Source organism: Methylomonas subterranea (assembly GCF_024505185.1).
Lineage (GTDB): Bacteria > Pseudomonadota > Gammaproteobacteria > Methylococcales > Methylomonadaceae > Methylomonas > Methylomonas subterranea.
In genome coordinates this window covers 14,613-32,400 of sequence record NZ_JANIBJ010000032.1, presented here as the reverse complement: position 1 = coordinate 32,400, position 17,788 = coordinate 14,613, and the positions used below count along the sequence as shown (strand labels likewise).

Sequence of the window (17,788 nt, the reverse complement as noted above, 5' to 3'; positions counted from 1 at the left end):
CGGGCCGCGGCTTTACGACCCACGGCCAAACTCGTAAAATGCGGCAACAGCGAACACATCTCGCGTCATACCTTCCTCATAACAAAAAACCAAACATGTCCAGCAACGAAACCGTCGTTCCAGCCAACTTTATTAGACACATCATCGCCGAGGATTTAGCCTCCGGCAAAAATAACGGCAAAGTCGCCACCCGCTTTCCGCCCGAACCCAACGGCTATCTGCATATCGGTCACGCCAAATCGATCTGCCTAAACTTTACCTTGGCCGCCGAAAACAACGGCACTTGCAACCTACGTTTCGACGACACCAATCCGGAGAAGGAAAGCGTCGAATACATGGAATCCATCGAGCGCGACGTGGCCTGGCTAGGTTTCCAATGGGCCGGCAAATACCACGCCTCCGACTATTTCGAAACCTTGTACGACTACGCGGTGCAATTGATCAAACAAGGCCAAGCCTACGTCGACGGTTCTTCTGCCGAGCAAATGCGCCTGGACCGCGGCACCCTGACCGAGGCCGGCAAGGAAAGCCGCGACCGCAACCGCCCCATCGAGGAAAACCTGGACTTGTTCCAACGCATGCGGGCCGGCGAATTCGCCGACGGCCAGTATGTCTTGCGGGCCAAGATCGACATGGCCTCGCCCAACATCAACATGCGCGACCCGGCGATTTACCGTATTCGCCGCGCCCACCACCACCGCACCGGCGACGCCTGGTGCATTTATCCGATGTACGACTACACCCATTGTTTGTCGGATATGCTGGAAGGCATCACCCACTCGATCTGCACGCTGGAATTCGAAGACCACCGCCCGCTCTATGATTGGGTGCTGGACGAACTGAAAACACCCTGCCATCCGCAGCAAATCGAATTTGCCCGCCTGCAACTGGAATACACCATCGTCAGCAAGCGCAAATTGCTGCAATTGGTCACCGAAAAACACGTGTCCGGCTGGGACGACCCGCGCATGCCGACTATTTCCGGCCTGCGCCGCGCCGGCGTGCCGCCGGAAGCCATCCGCGATTTTTGCGAGCGCATCGGCGTGACCAAGAAAAACTCCTGGATCGAAATGAGCTTCCTGGAAACCTGCATCCGCGACGACCTCAACGAACGCGCGCTGCGGGCGATGGCCGTGCTGCGGCCGTTGCGCGTCATCATCACTAATTGGGAAGACGACAAAACCGAAACCTACCAAATCGCCAACCATCCGCAAAAACCGGAGATGGGCAGCCGGGAAGTGCCGTTCGGCAAAGTGCTGTTGATCGAACAGGACGATTTCATGGAAAACCCACCGAAAGACTTCAAACGCCTGGTGCCGGGCGGCGAGGTGCGCTTGCGCGGCTCCTACGTGATCAAATGCGACGAAGTGATCAAGGATGCCGCCGGCAATGTCGTCGAACTGCGCTGTTCATACGATCCAGCCACGCTAGGCAAGAACCCGGAAGGCCGCAAGGTCAAGGGCGTGATTCACTGGGTGTCCGAGCAACACGCGCTGCCGGCGGAAATCCGCCTCTACGATCGTTTGTTCAGCCACCCCAACCCGGACACATTGGACAACTTCCTCGACGGCATCAACCCCGATTCCTTGGAAGTTGTAACCTCCGCCCGCGTCGAAGCCAGCCTGGCCAACGCCTCGCCGGATACCCGCTACCAATTCGAGAGGACTGGCTATTTCTGCGCGGATTCTGTGGATAGCCAACCGGGGAAATTGGTGTTTAACCGGACGGTGACGTTGCGGGATAGTTGGGCGAAGTGATTTTGGAGACAATTGTGTAGGGTACGTATTGCGTACCCTTTTCGACGGTATTCGATCATCAAACACCAAAGAACGGTACGCGATGCGTACCCTACTAGGCTAATTTATCGACATTCGTCCGACGCGATATCCTTAGTCGCCGTCATGCACCATAACCGAAAACCAGGCTATTGGCGTAATCGCGCCTAAGCCGCGAAGCTAATTCGTCGATTGCAAATATCCGCAATCCCATCAACAATAGCCTCAGCCTCTTGCTTGCTTCGAATGTTTCAGGAGTTGCCATGTCAGTCCCACTTCTCAAAGTAAACCACCTCAGCGCCGAAGATTACCTGGAAATGGAGCTATCCAGCCCTATCAAGCATGAATATGTGGCGGGCGAAATTTTCGCGATGACAGGCACCAGCGACAGCCATAACACCATTTCCCAGAACCTTGCCTTTATCTTGCGGGAACATCTGCGCGGCACGCCGTGCCGAGTGTTTATGTCCGATCTGAAATTGAAAGTCGCGGCGGCGGATGCCTATTTTTATCCCGATCTGATGGTCACCTGCGAAACCGCGCCAGACATTTATTTCCGGGAACAACCAAAACTGGTCGTCGAAGTGTCTTCCGACTTCAGCACCAAATTCGACCGAGAACACAAGTACCGCATGTACCAAGCACTGGAAAGCCTGAGAATACGTGCTGGTCGCCCAAAGCTGCATGGACGTGCGCGTGTATCGGCGGACCGCCGACGGCTGGAATATGGCGATTTACACCGACGGCACCGTGATTCCGCTGCATTCGGTGGAATTGGAGATAGCCATCGAAAGGATTTACGAGTCAGTCTGGGATTAGAGCTGTCGCCATCCCGCTACCGAATTACGCCACCTGGGAGCCACCTTGCATGACACTCTCCGCCGACCTATTGCAACATTTACAAAAAACCACCGGCCAAGCGCTGCGTAACCCGCGCGTGTCCGGCGTCGGCGGCGGCGACATCAATGCGGCCTATCGCTTGCAAAGCGAGGATGCCGATTGGTTCGTCAAAACCAACCGGGCCTCGCTAGCGACGATGTTCGCCGCCGAAGCCGCCGGCCTGCAAGAATTGACGGCTTTTAACGAAGTCCGCGTGCCCAAGGTCATAGACCACGGCCAATGCGGTGGTCAAGCATATTTGGTGCTGGAATACCTCGAATTGACCGGCTTACGCGGAAACAGCGCCGCATTGTTCGGTGAAAAACTAGCCCGTTTGCATACCCATAGTCAGCCATTTTTCGGCTGGCATATCGATAACACGATAGGTTCCACACCCCAATCTAACGCGCAACAAGCCGACTGGATAGATTTTTGGCAAAAGCAACGCTTGGGCAAGCAATTGCAAATAGCCGAAAACAACGGCTTCGGCGGCAAATTGCAAAGCAAGGGCGAAAAATTACTGGCAAAAATTCCGGCCTTTTTCAGCGCTTACCGCCCCCACCCGTCATTGCTGCACGGCGATTTATGGGGCGGCAATGCCGCGGCGGACCAACACGGCAATCCGGTCATGTTCGATCCGGCCTGCTATTACGGCGACCGCGAGGCCGACATCGCGATGACGGAATTATTCGGTGGCTTCGGCGGGGATTTTTATGCCGCCTATCAGGCCGAGTATCCGCTGGATGCCGGCTACCCCAGCCGCAAGACGCTTTATAATCTCTATCACATCCTGAATCATCTCAATTTGTTCGGCAGCGGCTATCAGCGCCAAGCCGAGAACATGATGGATCGTTTGCTGGCCGAACTGGGTTAAGATCAAGCGCTCGCCAATTTGAAATAGCCGACGACTTGTTGCAACTGCTCGGCCTGCCCGTTCAATTCCTCGGCGGTTGCCGCCATTTCCTCGGAAGCCGCCGCATTTTGTTGCGTAACCTTGTCCAGTTGCCGCATCGCATCGCCGATTTGATCGACGCCGGTGGCTTGTTCCGTGGAGGCCGCATTGATTTCCTGAACCAGATTCGAAGTCTGCGCGATGGTGGGCACGACGTTGCCAATCAGGGAGCCGGCTTTTTCGGCGATTGCCACGCTATTGGACGCCAATTCGTTGATTTCCTCGGCCGTTATGCGGCTGCTTTCAGCCAGCTTTCCGACTTCGGCCGCCACTACGGCAAAACCTTTACCGTGCTCGCCGGCGGAGGCGGCCTCAATGGCCGCATTGAGCGACAATAGATTGGTTTTATACGCAATATCCTCGATCAAGCCGACTTTTTTCGCGATATGCTTCATGGCCGCCACGGTCTCTGTAACGGCTGCGCCGCCCAGCTTGGCTTCTTCGGCCGATTTATCGGCCATTAGTCCGGTTCTTCGAGCATTTTCCGAGTTTTGTTGCACCGAAGCATTCAATTGCTCAATCGCGCTGGTCGTTTCCTCGACGCTGGCGGCCTGCTCGGTGGTGGCCTGACTAATGGCCTGAGCGGTGGCGCTGACCTCCTTCGATGCGCTGGTCAGGGCTGCCGAATTGCATAGCACTTGTTCGACCACCCGACGGAGCTGATCGCGCATCATCTTAAGGTCGTAGAGCAGGCTGGCCCGGTCGTCCTGCTCCAAGGCAATATCAACCGACAAATCGCCAGCCGCAATGGTTTTCATGACTTCGGCGGCATAATCCGGCTCGCCGCCCAATTGCCGCATCAAGGTTCTGGTAATGATGAAGGCCGCCAGACAGCCAATCAGCAACGACATCAGACCAAGGATTTTGATGATGGTACCGCCGGCACTGACCATTTCTCGAGCTTGCGCGCCGGAATCTTCCATCAATCGGGTTTGATAGTCGATCAACTTGCCGACATTGTCGAAATAATCGGTTTGTACCTTGCGCATGCTGGTCAATAAATACTGGGTGGCCTCGTCCTGCTTGCCTTGATCGGCCAAAGCAATGAATTCGTTTTGAGCAAGTTGGTAGGCCTCTTGACTAGCGACCACGGATTGATATATCGCCAGCCCCTCGGAGGTATGAATGCGTTCTTTCAACTTGACCAGATTGGCGCCAATGTTTTTCCTGGACTCCCGCAGGCGCGCCAATTCCTTGCCTATAGTTTCCCGGTCCTTGACGATCAAGCTATTGCGCATGGCTCTGGCCATCACATTGATGTCGCCTATGACGTTGTTGGCCCACACCGTTTTGGGAAATTTGTCGTTGACCATATCATCGATATCGGCCAGCAAGCCGTTCATGCGATAAATGCTGAACCCCGCAATAAGCGCCAACAAGAACAATACGCTGGCAAATCCCAGTCCCAAACGAGTTCTGACCTTCATCGTGCTCATCTCGCTTACTCCATAAATGATTGCGCGCGGAAAACAAAATTTAATACCCGACTACTATCGCCCTATCGCAACGCCATCCTGCGGGACCAGCCGCATGGCGCTGGCTGGATTATAGTCCCGCTCAAGCCTGCCCCGCAGCCTTCCGGGTTTGCATGATAGTACCCATCCCGGTCGAGCCGCCGGCTTGATTGATCGATTTTTGCGAACATTTCAACAAGCCGTTTTTACGCCTAAGCGTCACCCAAGGCAATCCGGCGCAACAGCCGACGGGCTAACTCCTTGTATAATAACCACATTAGTCGCAACATTATTTTTAAGCCCAGGCAGGCGCGAAATTTCAGAAAAATCTTGCAAAAATGCGAGGTTTATCACTTTTTCATTAAAGACTATAATTCCAGAGACCGATTTTAAATGGTGGCCGATTGGCATGGAAAACAAGCAACGCTCAATTGATTACGATGGTCTGGACGGGATTTTGCAAATTCCGGACATTTCCGTAGCCGAGCCCAAATGGTACCGCTCACGCTGGCCCTACACCTTAACGGCCGCCGCTCTGATTGGCGCCTTCCTGCTTCTCGAGCTCAAGCAAGCACACCTTCCGCAATCGTTGGCCCTGCAATCCGATCACACCACTCCTTCCCCGCCGCCGACTCAAAGCCCGGCCCCGGCAAGCGATAACACCGCAGCGGAAAATCCGCCGCAAAATTTGGCCGGCCCGCAAACGGCTGCGCCACCCGCCACTCAGGAGCCGCCCGTGTTGGCCGAGAACAGTTCCGCCCAGCAAGCCGAACCTCCCCCGAATATCGCCGGGGAAGTAAGCGCCGCCAGTCCATCCGCGGTTTTATTTACCGTTCATTTCAAGTTCGACTCCAGCAGGCTGAGGCTGCTCGGCAATTCCGAGAAAGCAGCCTTAATCCAAGCGGCTAAAACCTGTTCCAATATCATCAAGTTAACCGGTCACACCTGTAATTACGGCCCCGCCGAAATCAACAGGCAAATAGGCTTGGCGAGAGCGAATAGCGTTAAAAATCTGTTATCCGCCAACGGTATCCCGGACGGGCAAATAATCGTCGCATCGGACGGAATGGATAATCCCGTAGAGGCTAACGACACACCCGCCGGGGCCGCCAAAAACCGCCGGGTCGAATTGATTTGCCTGGATCAGTAATCACTCCATAGGACACTAGCCATGCCACACATGCAAAAAACCGATTACCAAATCGCCCAGCAACAAATTCTGGACGGCATCATTTCCGGCGAGTTTGACATCGAAAATCGCCGCGACCTGGGGCCGATGATTCCGATCCGGCTGTTCCAAGCCTTGCGCATGGTAGCCTTGGGTTCCAACGTCGAAGACATACTGGGACAGGGCGCGCCGTCGCTGGTTTACCATTCCGGTCAAAGCCTGGGTCTGGCGATGGGTCAGTTGGCGGCGGCCAACGTCGACAAGGATTTGGAAAGCTACGTCGGCAAAATAAAGCTGTTATGCCGCCAGCTCAGCATCGGTCTGGTGGTGCCGGATAGAGTGGATTTGAGTGCCGGCGTATTGGAACTGCGGGTTGACGAGTGCGTTTCTTGCGCCGGCATTCATCATGTCTCGGCGCCGATTTGCCATTTCGAAGCCGGCATGGTGGGCGGCATTGTGAAAACTTTTTTTAACCGAAACGTGAAGGCGACGGAAACCAAATGCAATGCGCTCGGCGATAAAACCTGTTTGATCCGGGTCGATTTACTTTAATTCTACTTTGTCAGATTCTAAAAGGAATTCGTCATTCCGGCAGGGATTGCCGGAATCCAGGCGCCATGGATGGACCGAAGCCTGCCATTCATGGCGCTGGATGCCCGCTTCCAGGCGGGCATTACGGCGGTTTTTAAATGTGACAAAGTAGAATTAAGCGGGATCACGATAACAAACGCATTCAGGAGAACCCCATGAATAACATTCATCCGCTCGACCCCCGCAAATCGCAATCCGGCGAAATTGACGCCATTTTGCGCAACTTGATGGGCATACAAGGTGTCAGCGCCGCGGCCATTGTCGATAGCGACGGCTTCGTCACCCATATTCAGCGCGATTCGGAAATCAATACCGATGCGATCGGCGCTTCGGTACAGGTGGTGTTTGGCGCGGCCGCCCGGGCCGCCCAACACGTCGGCCACCACGTCACCAACATGGTAATTTGCGAAAATGCCGAGGGATTCATCTTGTCCACGCCGGTCGAAGCCGGCTTTATGCTGGCCTTGGTCACTCAACGCGATGCCTTGTTGGGCAGGGTGCGTTTCGAATTGAAGGAAACCATTCCCGTACTGAAAAAATTATTTAGCAATTACCTCAACCACTAAACCCACTCCCCACCGACACTATGCATTGGTTTCAATCGCAATTGGCGGCGTTGAATCGTCTGGCCGACCAATACGCCCGGGCGCAACGGCCATCCGCCAGCAACATTGTCAATGTCAGCGAAAACATGCGTTTAAAACGCGCCGAATTTATCGATGCCGTGCAGGCTTTAGTCAATCAGGTCGGCAAGATCAAGGGCATTTCCAGTTGCGCGGCCTATCACGACGGTTTGATTCTGGCCCGGTCCGCCGACGTATCCGCCATCGACGCCTTCGGCGCCACGGTTCAGGAAAGCGCGCGCGCGGCCCAACAAGGCGCGGCCTTGCTCGGCTTGGGCGATGTCGAACAAATCGTCATTGTCGGCACCAAGAACAAGCTGGCCATGCTGAACGTCGGACCGTTGGTACTGTGCATTTCCTGCCGCAAGGAAATCAATCTGGCCGCCGCGCTGCAACGCAATATCGCCCCGCCCTGAATTCATTTTGCCACCGCATCGTCGGTCCAATAGCGACGGGAATGTTGCCGCATCAAATCAGGTTCCATCGTTGCGCCGTCGGTTTTCAAATCGATTGCCCCCGCCTGCCCGGTTGTGAAACTTTTGATATGCATCGCCGCGTATCGCCGCAACACGGCGGCGTGCGGAAAACCGAAGCGATTGCCGTGGCCGGCCGGGATCAAAATCAACTCCGGCCTGACCTGTTGTAAAAACCCGCTACTGGATGAAGTTTTGCTGCCATGGTGCGGCGCCACCAGCACGGAACTGGCCAAGCTCGAACCATAACGCCGCACCAGCCAGCTCTCGGCGCTTTGCTGTATGTCGCCGGTCAACAGAAAACGAAACCGACCGTTGCTTATGCTCAGCACACAGGAATTGTCGTTTTCGCTGCCGAAAGGCTCGGTTCCAGGCGACAGCATGTCGAAATCAACCCCATCCCAATGCCAATGCTGCCCGGCCCGGCAGTATATTCCGCCGGCTTGCGAAGCCCAATCAGGCACGCTGCTATAGATCGCCGTTACCGGAATTTCAGCCATCACGGCGGCCGCGCCTCCGCTGTGATCGTTATCACCATGGCTAATCACCAAGGCATCCAGTTGAGCGATGCCGCGATAACGTAAGAAAGGTAGTACCACCGATTCGCCCATGTCGGCCTGCTGACTGAATTTTGCCCCGGTATCGAACACTAGGGCATGCCGCTCGGTTTGCACCACCGCGGCCAAGCCCTGCCCCACATCCAGCAAGGTAAACCGGATTTCGCCGGAGGACGGCTTTTCCACCGGCGCAAAACAAAGCGGCAACAGTAAAATAGGACTCAAATACCTGCCCGGCATGCCTTTGGGCGCCAACAACAACAGCACGGCCAATACGCCGAACAGCAAGCCGTACCAGGGCGGCGTGCCGGTGAACAGCGCGGAAAACGGCCAAGCCGCCATCTGTTGCAACACCCACCATAAGCCATGCAACAGGCGCTCGGCGGGCCACGCCAAGCAATACGCCAGATCCGCCGAAAGGAACGCCGCCCCTGCCGCCAGCAATGACAATGGCACCACCAGCAAGCCGATGATGGGCACCGCCACACAGTTGGCCAAGGGCGCCACCAGGGAAACCTGTTGAAAAAATACCATCAGCAGCGGCGCCAAGCCCACGGCCATGGCAACATGTACTTGGCCGGTCCGGCGCCAATATCGCGCGCGGCCCAATCTGCCCGACGAGACATACACCAACAAGCCGACCGCCGCAAAAGACAAGCAAAACCCGACCGACAACAACGCCAGCGGGTCAAGCGCCACCACCAACAGCAAGGCAATCGACAACACCCGCGCGATAGCCACATTACGCTGCCAAACCAGCGCCAACAGTCCTACCGTCAGCATCACCAGCGCGCGTTGAGCCGGTACCGAAAAGCCGGCCAATGCCGCATAGCATAGCGCGGCCAACCATGCCGACACGGCCGCCGCGTTTTGCGGGGATACAGCTAGAAATCCCAGGCGCGCCCAGAATCGGCGGACTATCATGAACACCCCGCCCGCCACCAGACTAATATGCGCGCCGGAAATCACCATCAGATGCACAATGCCGGTCTGTCTGAACACCCGCCATTGCCGCTGGCTAATGGCATCCTGAGAACCGATGACCAGCGCCTGGACAACCCCCAACTGTTCGCTGCCGGGTAACAGACTATCCAAACGGTCTGCAATGGCCTGCCGGCTCAGGGCCAGATAACGGGCGACGGAAAACGGCGGGTCGAACCGAACGGGCTGCGGTTTGGCCCTCACATAACCGGTGGCGCCGATATGATTGGCGAACAACCAGGCTTCGTAATCGAACGCGCCGGGATTGGCGCGCCCATGCGGCCGCCGCAATCTGAGCGTCAATTCCCAGGCTTGCCCGGCTTTCAGATCCCCTGGCGGATAGTACCAATTCAGGCGCAATTTATCCGGCACGCCGGGGTCGGCGCGAGTCACCTTGAAATCGAAACCGACCCGGTTATCCGCCGATTTCGGTATGCCGGCGATATATCCCCGCACTATCGTATCCTTGCCGGCCAGCGCCGGCGCCAATCTGTCGGACAACAGCCAATCTGCATAGGCGCCGGCCCAGATGGCACCGCAAATCAACAGGCAAGCATGCCAGTGGCGACGGCGTGCCAACAATGCCGCCAACCCTAGCAAACATCCCCATTCCCAAGCGTTGGGCAGCCTGATCCATTGCTGCACCCAGGCGATACCGGCAATGAAACTCAGGATTTGCATGCCGGTACCAACCGTTTAAATTCCGGCCCTGGATTTTGTACTTGCCCGGCCGCCGCTGTAAACTGAGCGGCACTATTGCCTTGCTTACCGCTTATTTTTATCCCGTCGCCATTCATGCCATCACGTTTCCGTTTTAGTTTATCCCGGGCCATCTGGCTCAAATGCCATCTGTATCTGGCCTTATCGTTCGGTTTGTTTTTTGCCCTGATGGGTTTAACAGGCAGCCTCAGTGTGTACCGGGAAGAAATCGACCTCCTGCTTAACCCGGCCTTGGCGGTTGAGCAAACCGAAGCCCAAGCTCTGTCCCTGGACAAAATTCTGGCTCAAGTTCGCAAACACCATCCAAACCGGCATGGGGCCTGGACCCTGGAAATGCCCCGTACCCCACGCGGCACCATCACCGCCTGGTTCGAAAAGCCCGCCGAAAGCGTGGACGCCTATTACGCCCCACTGATGGTAGCCGTCAATCCCTACACCGGCGAGGTCATCAACAGCCGCTTCTGGGGTAAAACGCTGACCACTTGGCTGCTCGATTTACATACCCAACTACGGGCGGAAGCCTTCGGCCGTAACGCGGTTGCGGCACTGGCGGTTCTATTGATGCTATCGGTTTCCAGCGGTTTATATCTCTGGTGGCCGGGTTTCAGCCGTTTATCTAAAGCCTTTGCCTTGCGGCACAATGCCGGCCTGATGCGCTTGTTGCAGGACATGCACCGCCTGCTGGGCCTGTTCAGCGCCGGCTTTTTGCTGCTGCTGGCTTTCACCGGTTTTCATCTGGCCTACCCCAAACTGCTGGAAACCCTGACCGCATCCAGCGGCATGGGGCACGGCGATGCCGGTCCCAATGTCGCCAGTACCTCCAAGCCCAACGACAGACCTATTTCGATAGAGGAAGCAGTGTTGGTGGCGCGCGGCCTATTTCCCAGTTCCGAGGTACGCCGGGTTAGCACTCCGGCCGGTGAACTAGGAACCTATCGCATTAACTTGCGCCAACATCGCGAGCTCAATCAGCATCACCCCTTCACCAATGTCTGGGTCGACCGCTGGAGCGGCCAGATCAGAAGCGTCAGCAATCCCAGCCTGTTCAGCGCCGGCCAAACCTTTACCAGCTGGCAATGGCCGCTACACACCGGCGAAGCATTCGGCGACTGGGGCCGCCCGCTCTTGTTTTTTGCCGGCCTGACCCCACTAATACTTTGGTTGAGCGGCCTGAGCTATTGGCTGTTCCGCAAGGGACTGATAGCGGACAGAGACATCGATCTCCCGGAACTCTGCCGCGCGGCCGGCAAAACGCTGACCGCGTTTTCAAATCGTCTGCATACCAAGCTGATGCGAACGCTGGAACCCCTGGTGATTCTGGCCATTCGGAAATTGGCCGAATATCTTGACCGGGCGAAAAAATGACCGCCCCGCCCCCTTGAAGCGCGGCGGCAAATATTACGGCGCTGGAAATCCCACTGGGCTAAAACCTGTTAGAATCCGCGCACAGTTCGACTAACAGAGTAGCTCAATGCCAAAAAAAATAATAAAAAAATACCTGCCAGACCCTGAAAAAATCAAAACCATCAAAAGCCTGCATTTTTTGGGCGACAGGTTGCACGATCCCAACCTGTGGCATTTGAACCGGCATTCCGTATCGCTGGCTTTTGCGGTCGGATTGTTTTTCGCTTGGGTACCAAGCCCTACCCAAATGGCCATGGCGGCCGCGGTTGCCTTGTTCGTGCGCGCCAACCTGCCGATTTCGGTTGCGCTGGTATGGATCACCAATCCCATCACCATGCCACCTTTGTTCTATTTTGCCTACCGGGTCGGCATCTGGCTATTGAACAAACCCCACTTCGACGGCGAATTTTCCTTGGACACGGTATTTTCCAGCATGGCTGATATCGGCGGTCCCTTTCTGTTCGGCTGCCTAGTACTGGGCGTTACCTGTTCGACGTTGGGTTATTTCGGCATGAAGTCATTCTGGCGCTGGCATGTAGCCCACCGCTGGAATGCCAGAAAACAGGCCCGGGCCGGAAGTTGAGGCAGCCAATACGAAATCCGTTTTTGTCTGGGACTACGCGGCCGTCATCGCGACCATGCATGGATCCTTATATTCATGTTCCGCCCGAAGAGGATTTCGAAAAGCGCGGCATGAACCCAAGATTTTGATTTTATTGGGTTACGCTACACCAACCTACATTTGTCCTTTACGACAACCTCCGTGATAACGACCGCTAGGAGGATAGGCAAATTTGCCCACCCTGCCTCAAGTCAAGGAATTTCAGCTTAACGAATCAGACTCAACAAAACGCCGGCGGCGACTGCCGAGCCGATTACGCCGGCCACGTTGGGGCCCATGGCGTGCATCAGCAAGAAGTTGTAGGGGTTGCTTTCCTGGCCGACTTTATTCGCCACCCGCGCCGCCATCGGCACGGCCGAAACGCCGGCGGCACCGATCAGCGGATTGATGGGCGTGCTGCTGAAACGGTTCATGATTTTGGCCATGATCACGCCGCTGGCGGTGCCTATCGAAAATGCCACGGCACCCAGACCCAGAATACCCAGGGTTTCCATTTGCAAAAACGCGTCGGCGCTCAACTTTGAACCCACCGACAGACCCAGAAAGATGGTAACGATATTGATCAATTCGTTTTGGGCGGTCTTGCTCAGCCTATCCACCACGCCCGACGCATTCATCAGATTGCCCAGGCAAAACATACCGATCAAGGGCGCGGCGGACGGCAGCAGCAAAGCCGTCAGTACGATCAGCATCAACGGAAAGATGATTTTTTCGGTCTTGCTGACGGAACGCAGTTGCTGCATTTCGATCTTGCGCTCTTCAACCGTGGTCAAGGCCCGCATGATGGGCGGCTGAATCAGCGGCACCAAGGCCATATAAGAATAGGCCGCCACCGCAATCGCCCCCAATAACTCCGGCGCCAGCTTCGACGCCACGTAAATGGCCGTGGGGCCGTCGGCGCCGCCTATGATGGCGATGGCCGCCGCCTGCTTCAAGTTGAAATCCATGCCCGGTATCACGTTCAAGGCCAGCGCCCCGAACAGCGTGGCGAAGATGCCGAATTGAGCCGCCGCACCTAAAAACAGGGTTTTTGGATTGGCCAGCATGGGACCGAAATCGGTCATTGCCCCCACGCCCATGAAAATCAGCAAGGGGAACATGCCGGATTTAATGCCGCCGTACAGGTAATAGAGCAAACCGCCTTCTTCGGTCATGCCGGCCACCGGAATGTTGCTCAATATGGCGCCGAAACCGATAGGCAACAGCAGCAAGGGCTCGAAACCTTTTTTAATTGCTAAAAACAGCAGCAGAAAACCCACCGCCATCATGATGGCTTGCGGCCCGGTAAAGTTGTAAAGACCGGTGCTTTCCCACAACAGTATTAAATTTTCCATGAATGATCTTTGTTTATTTCAGTCGAAACGCCGAACCGGAAGTCCGCCGCATGCATTGTCATAAGGTGACCAACACGTCGCCAACCGCCACGCTGTCACCCTGCTTGACATTGACGGCGCTGACGATGCCGCCCACCTTGGCGCGAATCTCGGTTTCCATTTTCATGGCCTCCATCACCATCACTACATCGCCTTCATCGATGTGGGCGCCTACATTGACATTCACTTTCAATACCACGCCGGCCAAGGGCGATACCACCACGCCGTGGCCGCTGATAATCGGCGGCGTGATGACCAGATCCGGACCGACCGGCGTACTAGGCGCCGCTGCCTGTACGGAAATATTGGACCCGGCCGGGCCGACCGCGACATTGTAATTGCGGCCATCCACGTTGACCGTATACATTTCGGTGGGACCGGAAACGGGAGCTGCCGTAGTCTTCGGGCTGGCCGCCTCGGCGGGCGCAGCGGCGGCATCGGGATTCGGCGCCGGCTCGAACGCGGCGGGATTTCCGCGATTTTGCAGAAATTTCCAGCCCACTTGGGCAAACATGCCGTCGATCAAGGCGTCCTCTTCGACGAACTCGGACAGTTTGACGCCTTCCGCCTCGGCTTTACGCTTGACTTCGGCCACCAGTTTGTCCATTTCAGGCTGCAACAAATCCGCCGGCCGGCAGGTAATCGGCTCGGCACCGTTCAGTACCCTGGCCTGCAATTCCTTGTTGACCGGGGCCGGAGCCGCGCCATATTCGCCTTTCAAAATGCCGGCGGTTTCCTTGCTGATATTTTTATAGCGTTCGCCGGCCAATACATTCAATACCGCCTGGGTGCCGACGATTTGCGAGGTGGGCGTCACCAACGGAATAAAACCCAAATCTTCCCGCACGCGGGGTATTTCCAGCAATACTTCGTCGAATTTATCCGCCGCGCCCTGCTCTTTCAACTGGCTTTCCATGTTGGTCAACATACCGCCGGGTACTTGCGAGACCAGAATACGACCGTCCACGCCTTTCAGGCTGCCTTCGAATTGCGCGTATTTTTTACGTATTTCGCGGAAGTAGGCGGCGATTTTTTCCAGCTTGACCAAATCCAGACCGGTATCGTTGGGCTGGCCTTGCAGACTGGCGACTATGGTCTCCGTGGGGCTGTGGCCGTAAGTCATGCTCAAGGACGAAATCGCCGTATCGGCATTGTCCAGACCGGCTTCTATGGCCTTGATATAGGTGCCGACGCTCAAGCCGGTGGTGGCGTGGCATTGCATGTGTATCGGAATCGAGACGGCTTTTTTCAGCTTGCTGATCAGTTCATAGGCATCGTAAGGCGTCAACAAGCCGGCCATGTCCTTGATGCAGATCGAATGCGCGCCCATGTCTTCGATGATGCGGCCCTGTTCGACCCATTTGGCAATCGTGTGCACCGGACTGGTGGTGTAAGAGATGGTGCCTTGGGCATGGGCATCGGTATTCAGCACGGCCTTGACCGCCCGCTCGATATTGCGCATGTCGTTCATGGCATCGAAAATCCGGAACACGTCAATACCGTTGACCACGCAACGCTCGACAAACTTGTCGACCACATCGTCGGCATAATGCCGGTAACCCAGAATATTCTGGCCCCGAAACAGCATTTGCTGGCGGGTGTTGGGCATGGCTTTTTTCAGCAAACGCAGGCGTTCCCAGGGATCTTCACCCAAATAGCGGATACAGGCGTCGAACGTCGCGCCACCCCAGGATTCGACGGACCAATAACCGATTTGATCGATCTGGTCGCAGATCGGTAGCATATCTTCGATACGCAGACGGGTTGCCAGAATAGACTGATGCGCGTCGCGTAACACGACTTCTGTAATTCCTAAAGGTTTTGTTACCTTTGCCACTCTTGTTTCTCCTTAAGCTGCCTTTTGGATCGGGATGCGCTTGACTGGTGGGTGATTTGTTTTACCCTTCAGCCGGAATTGCCCCCGGCACGGATTAATCGTTCTTTTGATATTTTTTACGGTATTGTTGCACTGCCGCGCTGATGGCGGCGATGGTGCCCAAATCGTCGCCATGATGGGTACCGGCGTGCCGGCCGGCGGACATTTCCGGGAAAAACCGCAACACCAACGCGGACATGAGCTTGATGGCAACGATCAACATCGCCAAGAAACTATAGACTATCCCCATGCCGAGCAGCATCAGCTCGATTCCGGACGACATCAGTTCATTCATTATGATTCAACCGTAAATTATTAACCCGCGGCCATTATCCCCAAAAGCACCCGATTAAACAATCGGCCAAGTCCGCCACGGACGCGGCAACCGGCAAAATTATCGCCGCTGGCAGAGGATTCGGGACTAAAATGCCGAGCTTGAACGATTCCCCCCCTTAACCGCGATTTACGGAAATCCCGCATGCCCACCACCCGCCCCTGCCTGGACGTACTCTGCCTGGGCCACGCCAGTTACGATCTGGTATTCTCGGTACCCCGCCATCCCGGCGAAGATGAAAAACTGTTTGCCGACCATTTATTGGGCTGCGGCGGCGGACCGGCCGCCAATGCGGCGGTCTGCGCGGCCCGTTTGGGCTATCGCTCCGCCTTCGCGGGTTACCTTGGCCGCGATGTCTACGGCGACAGCCATCACGCCGAATTGGAACGGACCGGAGTGGCAACGGACCTGATTGTCCGCGGCACATCGCCGACGCCGCTGTCCGTTATTCTGGTCAAACCCGACGGCAAGCGCGCCCTGCTCAATTACAAGGGCGATACCATCGTCCTGCCGGCCGACGCCATCGATTTCAGTGACGTCAAGACAAAAACCGTGTTATTCGACGGCCACGAACCCCAACTGTCGCTAGCTTTACTGGCAAAACTCGGCGGAGCCGTTCCAAGCGTGCTGGACGCGGGCTCCCTGCACGCCGGCACCCAGGCCTTGCTGGATAGGGTCGATTATCTGGTCTGTTCCGAGAAATTCGCCCTGCAATATGCCGGCGACGAACAAACCGCCTTATACCTGCTGGCCGCGCTATCGCCCAACGTAGTAGTCACCCTGGGCGAACGCGGCCTGATCTGGCAACGCGGCGCGGAAAAGGGCGCCCTACCGGCGCCGCCCATCACGGCGGTCGATACCACCGGGGCCGGCGACGCCTTTCACGGCGCTTTTGCGGCCGCCCTCGCGGCGCAAATGGCTTGGCCGGATATATTGCATTTCGCCAGCGCGGCCGGCGCCTTTTGCTGCAGCCAAATGGGCGCCAGACCCGGCCTGCCCAACCGGGAGCAACTGCAAGGTTTACTGTCCCACTGGCGCAAGCACACAGGATGTTAACGCTCGAAATAAGTCAACAAAAAATCGATAAAGGTAGTCAGCTTGGCCGGGTAAAACCGCCGTTGCAGATAAGTGGCATAAATCGCCAAGGCCGGGCGCCGGTAATCGCGCAATATTTCCACCAGTTCACCGCTCTGCAGATAAGACACTACCGACAAGCGCGGCGCCTGCACGATACCCATGCCCAGCGCCGCCGCCTGACACAAGGCCCTGCCGTTGTTGGAAGCCAGCACCCATTCGGTTTTGATCTTCTTCGCCTCGCCGTCCACGTTAAACAACCAGAAATCGCCGTGCGGGGTGTCCATATAATGCAGACACTGGTGCCGGCTCAGATCCTCCAGAGTATTGGGGCAACCTTTTTCGTCCAGATAGGCCGGCGCGGCATAGATACCCAGTTCGGTCTCGGCTATCTTGCGCGCCACTACCCCGGGATCCAGTTTATCGGTCACCAGCAGAGAGACGTCGAAACTGCCGTCGCGCAAATTCGGCGGCTTGTTATCCAGACTCATCAACACCTTGACTTCCGGAAATTGCTGTAAATACCGCTCAATGGCCGGCACCATGTATATGCCGCCAAAATCAATGGGCGCGCTGATTTTAATCTGGCCCTTGACCCGCTCGCCCAATTGCGCGGTTGAAGCCTCCAACTCCGCCAAATCCTCCAGCAGTTGCTTGCCGCGATTGTAATAAGCTTCGCCGGCGCTGGTCAGATTCAAACTGCGCGTGGTACGGTTCAACAGCACCACCCCCAACGACGTTTCCAGTTGCGCCATGTATTTGCTGATCATCATGGTCGACAGCTTCATTTCCTTGGCAACGGCGGAAAACGTGCCCAGCTCGACAATCCGGCAAAACACTTGCATGTTGTTGAATTTATCCATGGGCGCCTACTATAAACCCAAAGTTTATATTTTCGGCATACGCTATCCGAAAGGGGAGCGATTCAAACC

Annotated in this window: 16 protein-coding genes; 10 read left to right on the top strand and 6 right to left on the bottom strand. The window is 56.1% G+C overall.

Features of this window, described 5'->3' with window-relative positions; genetic code table 11:
* Positions 1-95: 95 nt before the first annotated feature.
* From NP590_RS15725 to NP590_RS15715, 3 genes are all read left to right on the top strand, one after another.
* The gene (locus NP590_RS15725; RefSeq protein WP_256603573.1) at positions 96-1,757 is read left to right on the top strand and encodes a glutamine--tRNA ligase/YqeY domain fusion protein; all 1,662 of its coding nucleotides are present in this window, start codon (positions 96-98) and stop codon (positions 1,755-1,757) included.
* A gap of 281 nt (positions 1,758-2,038) precedes the next feature.
* Entirely contained in the window at positions 2,039-2,647 is a 609-nt protein-coding gene (locus NP590_RS15720; protein WP_256603572.1) for a Uma2 family endonuclease, read from the top strand.
* Positions 2,644-3,528: a fructosamine kinase family protein gene (locus NP590_RS15715; RefSeq protein ID WP_256603571.1), complete on the top strand. Its 885-nt coding sequence runs from the start codon at positions 2,644-2,646 to the stop codon at positions 3,526-3,528. Before NP590_RS15720 ends, NP590_RS15715 begins: the two co-directional genes overlap by 4 nt.
* Positions 3,529-3,530: 2 nt before the next feature.
* Here NP590_RS15715 and NP590_RS15710 read toward each other — a convergent pair whose 3' ends face one another.
* Positions 3,531-5,042, bottom strand: a complete 1,512-nt coding sequence (locus NP590_RS15710; protein ID WP_256603570.1) for a methyl-accepting chemotaxis protein — start codon at positions 5,040-5,042, stop codon at positions 3,531-3,533.
* A gap of 427 nt (positions 5,043-5,469) precedes the next feature.
* Here NP590_RS15710 and NP590_RS15705 point away from each other — a divergent pair, with 427 nt between their 5' ends.
* The 4 genes from NP590_RS15705 (at position 5,470) to NP590_RS15690 (ending at position 7,858) form a co-directional block, all read left to right on the top strand.
* Positions 5,470-6,210, top strand: coding sequence for an OmpA family protein (locus NP590_RS15705; RefSeq protein ID WP_256603569.1), 741 nt, complete (start codon positions 5,470-5,472; stop codon positions 6,208-6,210).
* Between the two features lie 21 nt (positions 6,211-6,231).
* Positions 6,232-6,780 carry a V4R domain-containing protein gene (locus tag NP590_RS15700; RefSeq protein ID WP_256603568.1) on the top strand — a complete coding sequence of 183 codons (549 nt, stop codon included), beginning with the start codon at positions 6,232-6,234 and terminating at the stop codon, positions 6,778-6,780.
* A gap of 194 nt (positions 6,781-6,974) precedes the next feature.
* On the top strand, positions 6,975-7,385 hold the full coding sequence (locus tag NP590_RS15695) for a roadblock/LC7 domain-containing protein (RefSeq protein WP_256603567.1): 411 nt from the start codon (positions 6,975-6,977) through the stop codon (positions 7,383-7,385).
* Positions 7,386-7,405: 20 nt separating this feature from the next.
* Positions 7,406-7,858 carry a roadblock/LC7 domain-containing protein gene (locus NP590_RS15690; RefSeq protein ID WP_256603566.1) on the top strand — a complete coding sequence of 151 codons (453 nt, stop codon included), beginning with the start codon at positions 7,406-7,408 and terminating at the stop codon, positions 7,856-7,858.
* A 2-nt stretch (positions 7,859-7,860) separates the two neighbouring features.
* On the opposite strand, the gene NP590_RS15685 is transcribed toward NP590_RS15690, so the two are convergent.
* On the bottom strand, positions 7,861-10,134 hold the full coding sequence (locus NP590_RS15685; RefSeq protein WP_256603565.1) for a DNA internalization-related competence protein ComEC/Rec2: 2,274 nt from the start codon (positions 10,132-10,134) through the stop codon (positions 7,861-7,863).
* Between the two features lie 114 nt (positions 10,135-10,248).
* Here NP590_RS15685 and NP590_RS15680 point away from each other — a divergent pair, with 114 nt between their 5' ends.
* A complete protein-coding gene (locus NP590_RS15680; protein WP_256603564.1) occupies positions 10,249-11,538 on the top strand; it encodes a PepSY-associated TM helix domain-containing protein in 1,290 nt (429 codons plus the stop codon).
* 106 nt (positions 11,539-11,644) lie between these two features.
* Positions 11,645-12,160, top strand: coding sequence for a DUF2062 domain-containing protein (locus NP590_RS15675; protein ID WP_256603563.1), 516 nt, complete (start codon positions 11,645-11,647; stop codon positions 12,158-12,160).
* Between the two features lie 245 nt (positions 12,161-12,405).
* On the opposite strand, the gene NP590_RS15670 is transcribed toward NP590_RS15675, so the two are convergent.
* The 3 genes from NP590_RS15670 to NP590_RS15660 all read right to left on the bottom strand — a co-directional run bounded on the left by NP590_RS15670 (position 12,406) and on the right by NP590_RS15660 (position 15,743).
* Positions 12,406-13,533 carry a sodium ion-translocating decarboxylase subunit beta gene (locus tag NP590_RS15670; protein ID WP_256603562.1) on the bottom strand — a complete coding sequence of 376 codons (1,128 nt, stop codon included), beginning with the start codon at positions 13,531-13,533 and terminating at the stop codon, positions 12,406-12,408.
* Positions 13,534-13,591: 58 nt separating this feature from the next.
* Positions 13,592-15,409: a sodium-extruding oxaloacetate decarboxylase subunit alpha gene (oadA, locus tag NP590_RS15665; protein ID WP_256603561.1), complete on the bottom strand. Its 1,818-nt coding sequence runs from the start codon at positions 15,407-15,409 to the stop codon at positions 13,592-13,594.
* A gap of 94 nt (positions 15,410-15,503) precedes the next feature.
* Positions 15,504-15,743 carry an OadG family protein gene (locus NP590_RS15660; RefSeq protein ID WP_256603560.1) on the bottom strand — a complete coding sequence of 80 codons (240 nt, stop codon included), beginning with the start codon at positions 15,741-15,743 and terminating at the stop codon, positions 15,504-15,506.
* A 183-nt stretch (positions 15,744-15,926) separates the two neighbouring features.
* Between NP590_RS15660 and NP590_RS15655 the strand changes: the two genes are divergently transcribed.
* Positions 15,927-16,838, top strand: a complete 912-nt coding sequence (locus NP590_RS15655; RefSeq protein ID WP_256603559.1) for a carbohydrate kinase family protein — start codon at positions 15,927-15,929, stop codon at positions 16,836-16,838.
* Here the strand turns inward: NP590_RS15655 and NP590_RS15650 are convergent.
* Positions 16,835-17,719, bottom strand: a complete 885-nt coding sequence (locus tag NP590_RS15650) for a LysR family transcriptional regulator (RefSeq protein ID WP_256603557.1) — start codon at positions 17,717-17,719, stop codon at positions 16,835-16,837. The two genes, NP590_RS15655 and NP590_RS15650, sit on opposite strands and share 4 nt — an antisense overlap.
* Positions 17,720-17,788 lie beyond the last annotated feature (69 nt).